General features: G+C 38.6%; 13 protein-coding genes and 1 pseudogene. 4 read left to right on the top strand and 10 right to left on the bottom strand.

The annotated features are described in order from the left end of the window. Positions 1-147 precede the first annotated feature (147 nt). A complete protein-coding gene (locus C4E06_RS06990; RefSeq protein WP_107667409.1) occupies positions 148-684 on the top strand; it encodes a tetratricopeptide repeat protein in 537 nt (178 codons plus the stop codon). A gap of 311 nt (positions 685-995) precedes the next feature. Here C4E06_RS06990 and C4E06_RS06985 read toward each other — a convergent pair whose 3' ends face one another. The 5 genes and pseudogenes from C4E06_RS06985 to C4E06_RS06965 form a co-directional block, all read right to left on the bottom strand. After that, positions 996-1,763 (bottom strand): MBL fold metallo-hydrolase, encoded by a 768-nt coding sequence (locus C4E06_RS06985; protein ID WP_107667408.1) that lies wholly within the window; start codon positions 1,761-1,763, stop codon positions 996-998. 64 nt (positions 1,764-1,827) lie between these two features. Beyond that, positions 1,828-4,070 (bottom strand): annotated as a pseudogene (locus C4E06_RS06980) (CHASE2 domain-containing protein). A gap of 51 nt (positions 4,071-4,121) precedes the next feature. After that, complete coding sequence (locus C4E06_RS06975; protein WP_107667407.1) at positions 4,122-4,871, bottom strand: DUF928 domain-containing protein; 750 nt, start codon at positions 4,869-4,871, stop codon at positions 4,122-4,124. 538 nt (positions 4,872-5,409) lie between these two features. Continuing rightward, positions 5,410-7,269: a glutaminase A gene (glsA, locus tag C4E06_RS06970; RefSeq protein ID WP_107667406.1), complete on the bottom strand. Its 1,860-nt coding sequence runs from the start codon at positions 7,267-7,269 to the stop codon at positions 5,410-5,412. A 63-nt stretch (positions 7,270-7,332) separates the two neighbouring features. Further along, the gene (locus C4E06_RS06965; protein ID WP_198648383.1) at positions 7,333-8,361 is read right to left on the bottom strand and encodes a hypothetical protein; all 1,029 of its coding nucleotides are present in this window, start codon (positions 8,359-8,361) and stop codon (positions 7,333-7,335) included. Positions 8,362-8,703: 342 nt separating this feature from the next. On the opposite strand from C4E06_RS06965, the gene C4E06_RS06960 reads away from it, so the two are divergent. Further along, positions 8,704-9,144 carry a hypothetical protein gene (locus C4E06_RS06960; protein ID WP_107667405.1) on the top strand — a complete coding sequence of 147 codons (441 nt, stop codon included), beginning with the start codon at positions 8,704-8,706 and terminating at the stop codon, positions 9,142-9,144. Positions 9,145-9,166: 22 nt separating this feature from the next. Here the strand turns inward: C4E06_RS06960 and C4E06_RS06955 are convergent, their stop codons facing one another. The 5 genes from C4E06_RS06955 to C4E06_RS06935 all read right to left on the bottom strand — a co-directional run bounded on the left by C4E06_RS06955 (position 9,167) and on the right by C4E06_RS06935 (position 13,040). Further along, positions 9,167-10,033: a tRNA (5-methylaminomethyl-2-thiouridine)(34)-methyltransferase MnmD gene (locus tag C4E06_RS06955; protein WP_107667404.1), complete on the bottom strand. Its 867-nt coding sequence runs from the start codon at positions 10,031-10,033 to the stop codon at positions 9,167-9,169. Between the two features lie 156 nt (positions 10,034-10,189). Next, positions 10,190-11,308, bottom strand: a complete 1,119-nt coding sequence (locus tag C4E06_RS06950; RefSeq protein ID WP_107667403.1) for an alanine--glyoxylate aminotransferase family protein — start codon at positions 11,306-11,308, stop codon at positions 10,190-10,192. A 145-nt stretch (positions 11,309-11,453) separates the two neighbouring features. Then, a complete protein-coding gene (locus C4E06_RS06945; RefSeq protein ID WP_107667402.1) occupies positions 11,454-11,867 on the bottom strand; it encodes a TIGR02281 family clan AA aspartic protease in 414 nt (137 codons plus the stop codon). Further along, entirely contained in the window at positions 11,864-12,112 is a 249-nt protein-coding gene (locus C4E06_RS06940; protein WP_107667401.1) for a hypothetical protein, read from the bottom strand. The genes C4E06_RS06945 and C4E06_RS06940 overlap by 4 nt, the downstream gene beginning before the upstream one ends. Before the next feature lie 181 nt (positions 12,113-12,293). After that, positions 12,294-13,040: a hypothetical protein gene (locus C4E06_RS06935; protein ID WP_198648382.1), complete on the bottom strand. Its 747-nt coding sequence runs from the start codon at positions 13,038-13,040 to the stop codon at positions 12,294-12,296. 48 nt (positions 13,041-13,088) lie between these two features. Between C4E06_RS06935 and C4E06_RS06930 the strand changes: the two genes are divergently transcribed. Together C4E06_RS06930 and C4E06_RS06925 are read left to right on the top strand one after the other, a co-directional pair. Continuing rightward, positions 13,089-14,180 (top strand): hypothetical protein, encoded by a 1,092-nt coding sequence (locus tag C4E06_RS06930; protein WP_107667400.1) that lies wholly within the window; start codon positions 13,089-13,091, stop codon positions 14,178-14,180. 53 nt (positions 14,181-14,233) lie between these two features. Next, entirely contained in the window at positions 14,234-15,070 is an 837-nt protein-coding gene (locus tag C4E06_RS06925; RefSeq protein WP_107667399.1) for a hypothetical protein, read from the top strand. The last annotated feature ends 2 nt before the right edge of the window (positions 15,071-15,072 follow it).

The following is a 15,072-nucleotide window of genomic DNA, read 5'->3' as shown; positions in this document are numbered from 1 at the left end:
AGTTCTAATTGCATATATTTTATTGTTCCCAAAATTAAGCCTTGACACACAAATTTATCAAATGCTTTCGGTTAGCTGTTTTCGGTTTTCGCAAGGAAATACGATACACTAAAAGAACTTACAATAAATGCTATAGATACCAGTAATATGAAGAAATCCTATCAAAAAATTATCGTTATCGTATCGGGTTTTGCCTTGCTTATCAGTATGACTGTTGCGGGTTTTTCTTTTCGGCAAAGTCCTTCTTCTTCTCCTGAAGCTAATTCGGGAGCCGTTTCTCCAGAGGAAAGGCTAAAATCTATGATTGAAGGCTATGAGACAGTTCTAGAAAGAGAACCGGATAATGCTACTGCTAAACAAGGATTACAGCAAGCTCTAGAGGCCTTTATTGTAACACAAGCACAAGAGGGAAACTTAGAGCAGGCCCTAATCTCAATGGAAAAATTAACCGCTTTAGACCCTGAAAATGAGCAGTATCAAGAGATTCTCCAACAAATGAAACAAGCTAAACAACAAGCTCAAACGGCCCCCCCTCCTAACCAACCCGAAGGGACTAACCCTGAGTCTGAAGAACTCCCTCCCCTCATTATTCCAGAAGCGCAAGAAGAATCCAATCCTCTATTAAATCCTGAAGAAAATTCTAACCCTTTATTCCCTTCTGATAGTAATCCTAATTCTAACTAGATATGAGTTCGGTGTTAGAGGTTGGGAATAAAAACTTATGGTTTTTCCCCATACCCGACACCCGACAATCCACACCCCACAGTTAAACAGAAAACAGTTTATAAAATCGTTTTTTCATCCAATGAACTAAATTTACATCGTCTTCTTCTTCACTAATTAAACCCATTTCTCTGAGTTGCTTTTGACGTTGTTCTAATTCTTCAATGATAAAAGTAATGATTATTTGCAGGATTAAATTAATAGAAATGCCTTGCTTTCCTAAACTAATAATAGGATAATTTAAGAGCCAAAAGATTTTATTTAGAATACTATTAATTAATTAAAAATTGATCACCTCTTTTAACAAAACCTAAAAATCCATCTGCTTTTGCATTAGGAAGTTCTCTGGGTTGATAACCATATAACCATATTTTTTGTTTAATATTATCAGGTAACTTCACTAATTGTTGATAATGAGAATGAACGGGGGTAGGATACTTTGAGATTTCACAATCATGAAAAATTATATCTGCTTCTTGATAATATTTCTGTAATTTTTCGTAACATAATTGAGTATCACTTGTGATAAAAATTTTCTGATTATTAACTGAAAAAAATAATCCATAGCTTGGCATTACATAGGTTCCGTTATTAATATGAATAGTTTTTACTAATTCAAAGTTAATCGTTTCCCAAACAAAATGTCGGTTATTATCAATAGAATGTACATTAAAAAAGCTCTCTAAATTGGTAATTTCTCCTTCGACTGATCCCATTCCTCCTGATAGGGTATGCTCCCAAATCTCAGTGGCAATCTCATAACTTAAATATAAATTCGGTTGATCACATTGGGGATCAAATTTAGTGGTTAATCCTACATATTCTAACCCTCCAGCATGATCAGAATGTAAGTGACTAATATAAATATCGGTAATATCTCGATGAGAAAATCCTTCTTTATACAAAGAAAAACGAAGATCAGAACCACAATCTATTAATAATTTTTTCCCTGTTTCAGTAATGAGAAACATATTAGAATGAAAATTATCACCCCCGACGGTAAATGCTGAACCTGAACCTAAAAAAAGTAAGTGAGCCATCCTTGGATATAAACTAAGTTAAAATGGTGTTGAAAGCATAAAATGTCTAATAATAATTAAATCATTAAACAAGACTTTGATAAAGTTCTTCTAGTTGTTTAGTCACTTGAGGGGGTTTAGCAGTAAAACGAATATAAAACCCTCCATTATTATTAGATTGCTCTAAAACTTTAGCATAAATATCCTCACTAACTGATTGGGAGGTCTCTGTACTTAATAAATTACACTTAATATTAGTCATTCCTGAAATAAACCCTTGAGGATCATTATGATTATAATTAATTATTCCCCCATTTTCTGATAATTCTATCAACTGGCCTTGATATTTATTGTCTGCAATATTTTTTCCGTCTAAGATACTGTATTCAAGCAATAAAGGCTGAGGAATTTTAAGTAAAATTTCTGTTTTTTTCTCTAAAAATAAATTAAAATTTCCCTGAATTCCCCCAACTTCATAAATAGAAATGGGTTCTTTAACCCCTTTGGGTGTTACTTGTTTTTCTGATTCAATAACAATGATTGATTCTGCTTCTTTTAACGTGGCCTCAGAGATTAAAATTTGTCCGCCGAGGGTATAAGATTCTACGCGATAGGTTAAATTAACTTGAGACCCCACCACCCCGTATTTTGTCCGTTTTTCCGAGCCAATATTACCGACAACTACCTCCCCTGTATTAATACCAATTCCCATCTCTAAAACTGGTAATTCCCATTGTTTCATCTGTTCGTTAACGGATTTCATGGCTAACTGCATAGCAACCCCACAAGCGATCGCTCTCTCTGCATCATTTTTTTTTGAAGTGGGCGCCCCAAATAACACTAAAATACCATCCCCCATAAACTCATCAATTGTCCCCTCATAGTCTGTAATCACATCAGCCATTTTCCCTAAATAAAAGTTAAGAATTTTGACCACTTCTTCAGGGGGTAATCGTTCAGAGGTTGCCGTAAATCCTCGCAAATCTGAAGTCAAAATAGTAATCTTTTTTCGTTGTCCTCCTAATGATAAACCGGCAGGATTTTCTAATAAATTGGCCACCACTTGATCCGTTAAATAACGACCAAAGGTTTTACGAATATCGGCCGCCGTACGGGCAATATAAGCAGTGATGGCCATGGTTGACCCCAAAAAGGCCAAAAAGGGCGGAACAACGGGAAGCCACCACCCCTCAAGGAAGGCCAGATAGGTACTACCCATTAAAATAACGCCGGCCCCGACAATGATTCCCCATCGCTTCAGGGAGGCGTTTTTTGCCCCTTGCTGGTAGCGAAACCTCCAGGTTAGGGTGGCCCCCGTTCCTGCCCAAAAGACGATCCACAGCCATTCTACGGGGTCTGGCCAAGTTTTAAATAAAGGACGACCCTCTAAGGCCCCACTAATGATTTGACTGACTAAATTAGCGTGAATTTCGGCCCCGGCCACGGGTTCCGGTAGGCCGATTAAACCGCTACTATAGGGGGTAAAAAAGAGGTCTTTAAAACTTTCGCCCACTTTACCAATAATAATAATGCGATCGCTGGCCCAGTCCGATGGCACTTTATTTTCCAGAATATCGGTCATTGAAACAGTTTCAAAGGTGCCATTCCCTCCCCGATAATTAATCAACAGTTGATAACCCCCTGCATCCGTGCGAACATAACCTCCATCGTTGGGGTGAGGGGAGAAAAAAGGGTTTTTCCCAGTTTCCATTGCTCACTTCCTTCTATCATTTCTGGGCCGATCCCTTCTTTATTAAGGTAATGTAAGGCCAGATGCAGACTAAAACTATAGACGGTTTCCCCTTCTTGAGTATCTAAGGAAATTAACCCCCGTCTCACTCGGTTATCGCCATCAAAAATTAGGTCATTGGCCCCCACTTGACCCTTTTCTTTTAAAATAGGAGGCGGTGCCACGGTTTCCCATCCCACTTCCCCGGCTACTTTTTGGATACCCACAAGATTAGGGGTTGTCTCGAATACTTGCATTAACGTTTCATGGCCTGGGGGTACGGGTAAGTCTCGATAGATATCTAAGCCAATGGCACGAGGGTTTTGGGTTTTTAATTTATTGAGTAATTTCCCTAACACTTCATCGCTAATAATGGACTCATTGCGTCGATGTAAGTCATTTTCATTAATACCGACAATGGCGATGCGAGGGTCATTCGGTTCGGGGGGACGAGATTTCATGTAAAAATCAAATAGGTCCCATTCCCATCCTTGTAATACCCCTGCGAAACGCAATAGTATCACGAACCCTGCCACCGTTGGCGTTGTCACCCACACCCCACGGGTTTGCCAGAAAAAATGTTTTAACCCTTCCCACATATTGAAACTGATGTGATAATTGTTAGCTTATTTTAAAATAGTTACCGATTTTCAGTCACGGTTAACTGTTTCAACTACGGGGATTTCTGTTAACATTTCTAACCCCACAGAAGTTAACAGTTGCTGCCATTCTTGAGGGTTTTCTTGTTTGATTTTGGCTACCGTATCGAGGGTTTCTAACCAGAGACTTTCCTCAGCGTAAACTTGGGCTTTTTCTAGGGACGGTTTATCTTTTATTTGATTTTCTAAGTCTTCGGTAAGGACAACATATTCTAAAGAACCCTCTACATATTTATCTCGATTTCGATAACGAGAATCACAAATAACCATCAATGACCATGTGTAATTGCCCGGTTTTAAAGCCACTGTTTGAGGAATTTCTAATGTAATAATGCCTGGGGTTGAGGGTAAATCAAACTGTGTATAATACACTTCGTTACCATCAGCATCGACTAAAACAAATTCCCCTTCTGTGGCGTTGGTGGTGGGGATATAACCATAAAAAGTGGGGGTATCGCTGGCTGTTTTTGCCTTATTTTCTCGGTTAGGCATCAAAGCGACTAAAGGGGGTTCATTTTCTTCATTGGTTAAACAATTTTGATCATCGCTTCGGGTTCCTCCCCCTGCACTTTTTTTCGGCGCGCCTCGATTCCCCGTATCAGGAAATTCTAAACTAATCATAACCTCATTGAATAAAGGAGAAGATAAAACCGGTAATAAAGGAGACAAAACCCCTAAATTTATCACAGATAGGAGTAAACTAAGTTTTTTTGAAGAGGTTAACGTTGATTTTTTTTTCATATTTAACAATTATAATGACTCCCTATAAGATAAGTAGGTTTCTTTTAAAAGTCAATTTTTTTAACAAAAATTCAATATCCTACCTCAATGAGTTGACGTAACTCTAAATCAGATAAATCATGAAAGTAGCTTATTTTTTTAGTAGCACATTCAGTCGAGACGTTGTTTCTAACTTAGGTAAGTAGTCGGACATAAATATAATCAACTGTAGAGAAGAAATATAAACAAGCTGTCACCCCTTAAGGTGCGCTTTCCAATGGCGAGGGAACCTCACCTTGGGTCGCACCTCTCCCTGCTCCTTTTGCTCCCTGCTCCCCTGCTCACTTGACAGTCACGTTTATTTTTGTCCAGGTACTTAGGGTTTGATTAATATTGTTGGTTTGATTAGAAGAATTATGATGATTATAATCGCTACTTTAATTTGATTTATTATTTTAGATTTAAGGATTACTATAACCTATACAGAACTTTTCGACTTAATATAATAGGGTGTAGGGGCATAATATATTATGCCCCTACCAACTATAATCAATCATTATTAGACTGATAAACTACGAATTTCTAAGGTTGCCCGTTTAATAGTATTAACCAGGGTTTTACCAAAGGTTTGTAATAACTTGATATAAACTTCAGGTTTTGTCTTCAATAAAGTTTTCAGCTTATCAAATTCTAAAACATAACAAATGACTTCCGTATCTGCGACAATATCAGCCGTTCTTTGACTGACATTAATATCAAAAAGGGCTAATTCGCCAAAAGCAATCCCAGGAATATAAGTGGTTAAGCGTTTTCTTTGTTCGGTTTGAGACAGTCGCAAAGAAACCGTTGCCATTCCTTTGGCTAAAAGAAATAGGCGATCGCTTTTTTCCCCTTCCCGAATAATAAAGTCATTAGCTTGATAAGAAACCTCAGAAAATAAAGGGGCAAGTACGGTCATTTCTTCTGGAGTAAAGGCTTTAAAAATATCCATCTCCTCTAATGAAAGCTTATCTTTAACTGTTATATCTTGGTAATACTGTTCTGATAATAAACAATTTTCACACCATTCTAAGGCCGTATCAATATTGTCTACAAACATCTCATCTGTCCAACCATTGTCTTGAAGACGTACTATGGTTTTATGTTCAAATCCTGTTAACATCAAAGCAATTTCTTGACTTAAACCCCATTGTTTAATTTCTGATAGTAACGTAATGGCGCTACTATTAACATTACCCACCCGGCGGCCATCTAGAATAATAAATTGAGCCGTTTGTTGATTACTTTGTAACTGACGAGTTAGCTTTTCTAGGGTGGCAAAATAAAGATCCCCTTTCAGTTCATAAACTAAAATTTTCTCCCCTTCTTGGTCTAAAAAATCCCTTTGTAACCCTCGTCTTTGTCGTTTTGAGGATACCATCGCCCCGGTATAGGTGCGACTAACGCAGGTTTGAGACACCGGATGACTATCAAATAAATGAAACTTGAAGCGTTGGGAGAGTTCCTCGCAAACTTTAATCCCGCGCACACTATTTCCTCTAGGATCTAAAAGGGGGGAAAAAGTTCCAATGCCAAACTGACCCGGTAAAACGGCAATAATACCGCCTCCCACTCCACTTTTCGCTGGTAAACCGATGCGATAAAGCCATTCTCCCGAAAAATCATACATTCCACAACTGGCCATGACGCTGAGAATAGCGCGAACTTCTTCTGGGTTAACCGCTTGTTGTTTTGTGATAGGGTTAATGCCATTATTGGCTAACGTGGCGGCCATAATCCCTAAATCTTGGGCCGTTACTAGGATAGAACATTGGCGAAAATAGAGGTCTAAATGTTCCTCTAGGTTGCCCTCTAACATCCCTGCATTTAACTCTAAATAGGCGATCGCCCGGTTACGGTGGCCTGTTGACTTTTCGGACTGAAACACCGCTTCATCGACGGTTAAAGAACGGCCGGCGAACCCTTCAAACATGGTTAAAATGCGGTTAAATCGATGTTCATACCCGTCCCCTTTAACTAAAGCGGTAGTTGCGATCGCCCCTGCATTGACCATCGGATTATAGGGACGGTTATTTTCTTCATCAAAGACAATGGAGTTAAACGCTTCTCCGGTGGGTTCAACCCCTACTTTACTCATGATTTTATCCACTCCATGATCCGCTAACGCTAACCCATAGACAAAGGGTTTAGAAATGGACTGAATGGTAAAACAATCTTGAGACTCACCCACTTGATAAATTTGGCCATCGGGAGTGGTGATACAAATGCCAAAAAGATCAGGGTTCGCTTTAGCTAATTCTGGGATATAAGTTGCTACATTGCCGTCATTGATAGGCTGATAGCGTTCATAAATATCTTTAATACAAGTGAGAATAGGAGAATTTTCTTGACTGAAGTGATCAAGTTTTATATGATTCATGGATTTAATTGTTTGTATTATCTGAGGACTTTGGGTGATCAACTTATAAGTCTTTGTTTTAGGTTAATTATAGTCACAAACATCTGGGGGAGATTCTCCTGAGAGTAACCCAGTCACCTCAAACGGTTTTTCTGGGTTGGCCGGGTCATAAGTAATAAGAGAAGCATCAATGTATTTGAAGTCTCCAGGGGCATTTAATCGCCAAATATTAGGGGCTAATTCTACATCAAAGGGTTGATCATAACAATAGGCGTTGGTGTCTCCATGAACGAATAACATGGGTTTCTTTACATTGATAGCAAAGGTTTGCACCTGTTCACAAAATCCTTTATAAGCGGCATTATTAGTACATCGAGTAAACGCAGTATTTTCTCCATCTTCGGGACCAAAAGGATCTAACTGACTGGCAATTACAACTGCTTTAATCTCCTTACTTTTCGCTATTTCAAACCCATGATCTAACCATTGTTTATTGGCTTGATCTCGTTTTTCAACTAACCCTAAAACGGTTTGAGGATCATCGATGAGAATCTCATCTCGACCATTATCCGTACTCACCATGTGTTCTGTGACAAAGAGAACGCCGTTATAAATCCAAAGTTCGTCTTCAGGGAGATCGCTGTTTTGTTCATATTGCCACTGAGGATCTAAGGATTTCGGTTCACTGAAGAATATCTGACGAATGGCTGCGAGTCTTTCTATCTCGCTTTGAGGGTTGGGGAGATATGAGCGATCGCAGTCGGTCCAGTCGTTATCCCCTGGGGTATAAAAAACGGGTTTTTGAATCTCGTTTTCCCAAAGATCCTTAACTTCGTAGAGAAACTCGTCATGACACGCATATTCAGGACGACTGAGATCCCCGACATGAATCACAAAGGCCACATCTTCTCGTTGTTGAATAGTAGGTATAATATCTTCTTTAAGAACGTCTTCATCGGTTCTACCATCAGGTAAAGTCACCCGATAAGGCAGATCACCATAGGCCACAAAGGTGGTTTTCTGTGATGAAGTATTATCAAGGGTTAAAGCCGGTAAAGCCAATGCAAGGACAATTAACCCTATGAGGACAATCAAGAAACGACGCAACATCATTTTTTAAGACTCTAACAATCATAGCTCTGTACACCTAGCATCATGTTAGTGCGAATTTCAGAATCACGATTGATACCCAATCCACTTTTGATAGTAAAGTAATCCTTCTCTCCCTACTCCCTGCTCCCTACTCCCTGCTTTTCTTTACTATCTACTTCATAACAGGACTGAGTCTGACTTGCCTTGCTGAAAAGAAAAAAAGGATTTATTAAACTAAAAATACACGAAACTGTCAAGTTTGCTATCTTGTGTAATCGAAAAACTGACTAAAATATTGTCATAGCGTAACGCATAATGCCGAAATTTCGGCAGTTTTGACCCATAACGAGGAGGATACTCAACATGAACGCATCAGAAAAAGCCCAAGGTTTGGAGATATCAACAAAAATTGCATCGATCGTTCATTTATTTAAAACCCATTTTCCTGATGCTAAAGCCGATCTTAGACCCTGGAATAATGACCCTGATACCCTTGAAGGGGTTGATCCCAACTCCATTGATATTGGCTTTCATTTGCCTGGGTGGAGTCCTCGTTTTCAAGGTCGTAGTATATTAGTGCAGATTAGGTTCCATAAAGATCCTGTGGATAAAACCCAAAAATTGATCGGATTAGAAATTACTACTTTTAATCATCAGGGACAAGCATGGCGGTTGTCAACAGTGGAAAATTGGCAGTTGGAAGGTAACTATCAACCGGCTACGGATATCGCTGAAAAATTTAAGTGTTTTTGCCGTCAAGTTTTTGAACTGTTCGATCACAATAATCGTCGTTTTTCATTGTAGTTAAAATCGGGATAATTATTAATTAATTAAACCATCTTTTTTTCCAATGACTACTGGGTTCTAAGGAACTACAATCTTGTTCTTTTTGTCTTCTTTTTTTAATACTTTGGGCAGTATCTTTTAGGGTTGGATCTCGATAGGGAATGGCTGCACGGGTTTGTAGATGTTCTGTTTCTTGTTGGGATAAAGGGGATAAATTATTACTATTCCAGTTTGCAAGGGTACCAGGCGATCGCCTGCCAATGCTTCGGGTTGCGCCTATTTTTAACCCTGTTAATTGTAGGGCAGTTCTCACTGAAGCTGCACAGGAATAAGTGGCTAAATATCCTTCTTTTCCTAAACATTGAGACACTAATTTTATAAATTCTACTGTCCAGAGTTGGGGACATTTTGGAGGAGAAAAGGGATCTAAAAAAATCGCGTCTGCTTGAAAGTTTTGATTAATGACTGTTTGGATCGTTTGTCTTGCATCTCCTTGTAATAACTGTCCTTTAAAGATTTTAGTTTCAATTTTATAATTATTGGCTAAGCTTGTTAATACATCAATAACAGATGGAGAAAAATTATTTAATAAATTTGCATCTATCGCTTGTAATGGGACATTTATATCATTTTCTAAGGCAAACAATTCTATTTTTATATTCGGATTAATCGCCCAAATTGTTTCTAAGCAAGTTGCTGTATTATACCCTAATCCGTAACAAACATCAAGGATTTTTATCGTATTTTTAATGGTTATTTTTTCTTTGATTTGACAGGGTTCAATAAACTTATATTGTGCTTCTTGTTTTGCTCCTGAATGGGAGTGAAATAATTCCTCAAATTCATCAGAAAAGAAGGTATAAGAACCATCATCGGTTATTTTCGGTGTCAATTTATTTTCTATCATTTATCATTATTTTTTATGTATTTTTCTAATGTACTTCTATCAAATTACTCATATCTATGATATTTTTGTAGGGTGGGCAACATTGCATCTATTATTAATAGCTAAGATACGTTTTTCATTTACCCACCCTACCATGCTTATATTTTATAACTACATTTATAAAACTTTTCTCAAAGCTTCTAACAATAATAAAACATTCTCAGGACGAGAATTATAACCCATTAAACCAATACGCCAAACCTTACCAGCTAATTCACCTAAACCGCCACCAATTTCGATATTATACTCTTTTAAAAGATAACTAGAAACTGCTTTACCATTAACCCCTTCAGGAATACGAACAGTGGTTAAAGTGGGTAAACGAAACGCTTTTTCCACATGACAAACTAACCCTAATTTTTCTAACCCTTCCCATAATAATTCTGCATTTTGTTGATGTCGTTGCCAACAATTTTCTAACCCTTCTTCTACAATTAACGCTAACGCTTCTCTTAAACCATAATTCATATTACAAGGGGCAGTATGATGATATTTTCTGGGTTCTCCCCAATATTGACTTAAGAGGTTCATATCTAAATACCAATTAGACACAGAAGTTGTGCGTTTTTGCAACTTTTCTAAAGCGCGATCGCTCATTGTAAAGGGAGACAGTCCGGGAGGACACCCTAACCCTTTTTGACTACAACTATAGGCTAAATCCACACCCCATTGATCAGCATAAAAAGGAACTCCCCCTAAACTGGTGACAGCATCTACTAATAATAAACAATTATGGTCTCGACACAACTCTCCTACCCCTTCTAAGGGTTGTCTTACCCCCGTAGAAGTTTCCGCATTAACTAACCCTAAAACAGCCGGTTTATGGGTTTCAATCGCTTCTTTTAATTCTGCTAAACTAAAATTTTCACCCCAAGGTTTACTTATTGTTTTAACATCTGCACCATAACGGGTGGCCATATCCACTAAACGGTGGCCAAAATAGCCCATAACCCCTATTAATACCACATCCCCAGGTTCGACTACATTGGCTAAACTGGCCTCCATTCCTGCGCTTCCTGTGCCACTAATAGAAATGGTTAACTCATTTTCAGTTTGCCATACATACCGTAATAAATCTTGGATCTGATCCATCATTTCTAGATAAAATGGATCAAGATGACCGATTGCAGGTAAACTCATGGCCGATAAAATACGGGGGTTCGCATTAGACGGGCCAGGACCCATTAATAAGCGAGGGGGAATGGTTAAGGGTTGGGGTTGAGAAGGAATAGTCATGATCAGTTATGGCTCAAGAATAGGGGTATTTTACCAAAGAATTGATAATTTTTTCATAGTCAAACTCAAATAGCGATCGCTTAATTATTTACAGAAGCGTAAATGTGATCGCCTTAAATGGACTTAAAAGTAAGATAAAAATTTACTATTCTTGATTAAATAATTTAACTCTTATTTCAGCTTTTTGAGGGTAAATTATCATCGGGAAATTGTTCATAAAATCCATGCCTAACAAACCTTCCATATAGGTAATAGAAGGTAAATTGTAAGCTACAACAGCACAATTATTAATTTGTTGTCCTAAACAACTAAACCAAGATACCCTAGTCATAGGAGCATTAAGAATTCCTCCTGCTGTAGCAATTTTCACAGAAGATAAACTTTGTTGAGTAGCATATCCGATAGAGTTAATAAGACTTGAGCGAATAACTGTATAACTTGAACCTGTATCTACTAATAACTTAATTTTCCGAATCTGATTATTATTGCCACCCACAACCCCATTAACCACTAAACAGTTACCATAAGGAGATAAGCGATAAATTTTCTCTTTTGTCATAGCATTACAGCATAATCTTCGGGAATTGAACCTGTATATTCAATAGCTAGGGATGGCATTTGAGCATAGTCCATTAAGGCTTGATCAATTTTATCTCGTTCGGAAGAATGAGCGAGAACTTTTCCTTTGATAACATTAAAATCTTCATCGGATTCTGTATCGGCAATAATTACCCATTGATTAGGATAAGTTGCTCGAATTTCGTCAATTGTCATGACTTGAGTGAACTTTTGTGTGTTAACCATTTTTAATTTTATTCTATCAATAGGATTGCTGTAATCTTATCTCAATTCTAATGATCAAATCAAAAAGCGATCGCTTCATCATTCACAAAAGAGTAAATGCGATCGCCTCAACTTTTAAGAAGTATCATTAAGTTTAGTTAGTGAATTTTGTTGCTCCGAACTATCTCAAAATAGATGAGAGTTAATTATGTTTGCGCCGAGAAATGATAGCACCCAAACCCCATAAACTGATAGCTAATAAAGCCACTTTTACCGAGGGTTCTGGGGTCGTTCGAGTCACATAAATACCTGCCCAACTTTCTTCCTCGTTCCCCATACTGGCAGCAATACTTAACCATCCGTTCCGTAACCCTTCTCGTTCGATAGCTAAAGACGTAATGGGTAAACCGGCTGCATCTGGGTCCAATATACTGCCATCCATCCCCGTTTCTACCACCGTGGTTAAAGGTAAATTACGTCCTAATTGAATATAGATCCCATCTTCTCCTGTGTCCACATCTGGTCCGGTTGTCCCTTTAAAGGCCACTTGAGAACCACTCACCCCTAAAAAGGCAGAAGAACGCCATCTGGCCAGTTCCCCATCTTCCTCATTTTCTGAACCCGGAACCCGGCCTGAAAAATTCCAAAAGACAAAACTAGAAAAATCATCCCCTGTTTCTGCAATTAAACGAGTTTCCATCGTATCAATATCGGTGACAAAAATCCCTTGATTTACCGAGACATCAAACTCAAACATCCCGTTACCGATACCATTGGGATTATCCGGGTTATCCGACTCTTCTAAACAGAATTGTATCCGGTTTCGATTGCCTTCTTCGGGACAAGTGACAATTTGAGTAAAGGTTTCGTCTCCCCAGTCTCCCCAAAAGGCCACCGACTTACCATCAAAAGATAATCCTTCTCCAATAGATTTTAAACCCCCTGGCACTAAATCCGCTAATCCCCCAATACTTAGGTGTTAAGGGGTGATCCTGGTATGAAACCCGTATTAAATGGGGAATGGTGGTACTGGTGGGAAGGAGATGATCCCCATACAGCCGAGATCGAAGAATATGTATCGAAACCCCCTGATCCTGATAATAACGCTTTCTTTGATGATGGGGTTGACGGTGCCTTTGACAGCAATAATGCACCAGGAGCAGGATGGGTCAAAGCCTATTTACAAAAAGATCCCGACAACATCTGGCAAGCAACCAATGGAACCCCCGATCAGTTTGGCTTGGGTGAAGTGGTCATTGATACCATTGATTGGGGTGATAACCTAGAATCGGTGGATTGGTATACGCGATCGCAAGTTAGGACGGAAGTGGTTCTTTTCAAGAATCTCACAACATCGGTTTTAGACTATGAGATGCGTCATACTTCTGGTTGGGGAATCGATGAAGTCCACGGCCTCGGTGTCTCTCAAAGAGGTGATCCTATCTTAGGAGAAGGAACACAGGCCACAGTTTACTCAAATAATGCTCGTTTTACCATCCAAAAACTCAATGTTGACCGTGATAGTCCTTTATTAGAAAGTTTAGTTTGGTCTCCTGGAGAGGGATGGATAGAATCAGGGGCAGATGATTTAATTAACCCCGCCATCTTTAATGGTGCTGTTTATGAAGGTGGGGATGGACCTGGCTATTATTCGGCTGAAATTAACGTAAAAGGTCGGATTATCTATGGTTATACCTGGAATGTGCGCGAACTTAATGAAGGCCCTGGTTATTATCGTCTAACTTTTAGTTTTGATGATGAACTTACGGGGGCGCCAACCGGACTGAATACGTTTTTTGATGATTTGACCCAGATCGCCCTTCCTTTAGAAGAAGAAACTGAAACCCTAACCACGTTAGAAGAATCTGATGACGGTGGTAGTTCTCCGGATGGTGGTGGTAATGCCGTGCTTGACGTTGTCAACAATCTTACCTATATTGACATCCGTATCTTAGAACGGGAAGGTGGCGGTATGGGTGGAGGAAATGGCTCCCAAAGTGATAGTCTCAGTGAAACAATTACCGATTTTGGTGCCATTGCTTCTGAAATGACTGGTCTTGCTACTTCAACAGAAAGTAGTCTTATTTAGCGATCGCTTAATTTATGATCTTGGGTAGACCCCGTCTACCCAATTTTATAATAATGAAACCAGAAAAATTTCCTGCTAGACTTCATATTCTCATTGCCAGAAATAGCGACCAAGCTATCATTATTAGAAGAGGCCCGTCAAAACAAACTTGTGTGATTGGTTGGGATCGAAAAAGTCATGTTTTTCAACTGTCTCAATGGTTAAAAGGACGTATTTACGAAAGACGTTGCGATATATCTCCGTCTGGGAAATATTGGATATATTTTGCAATGAATGGTAAAGGATATTCTAATATAGGATCATGGACTGCTATTGCCAGAGTCCCCTGGTTAAAAGCGATCGCTTTCTTTCCTAAAAATGACTGTTGGTTTGGTGGAGGTTTATTTTTAGAGGATGATTCCTATTGGTTAAATGGGGGTTATATTGATAATCATCAGTCATCTTTTGATAGTAAAGAAGTAAAAAGAAATCTAACTTATCGTCCCCCTAATTATTATGGAGGCGAGTGTCTCAATGTTTATTATAATCGACTACAACGGGACGGTTGGCAACTAATTGAAAGATCAAAAAAGGTATACTTAGACAGCGAAACTATCTTTGAAAAAACGCTATCTCGACAATGGATTTTACAAAAAATATGCCATGCACAAATCGATTCGCCCCCAGGAAAAGGGTGTTATTGGGATGAACATATTGTTTACAATCAAACAGGGAAATCATTAATTAGTCCAGACTGGGAATGGGCAGAATGGTGGGATAAGTCCATTTATTATGCAGAAAAAGGTTGCCTTTATCAAATAAAAATTGAAAGTTTTAATCAACTAAGTGAACCTAAGTTACTTCATGATTTTAATGACTATCAATTTGAATATAAACAAGCTCCTTACTAATC

Origin of the sequence: Cyanothece sp. BG0011 (genome assembly GCF_003013815.1) — a bacterium.
Classification (GTDB): Bacteria; Cyanobacteriota; Cyanobacteriia; order Cyanobacteriales; family Microcystaceae; genus Crocosphaera.
Note: the sequence above shows the minus strand (reverse complement) of the source record. Positions and strands in the feature narration are given on the sequence as shown.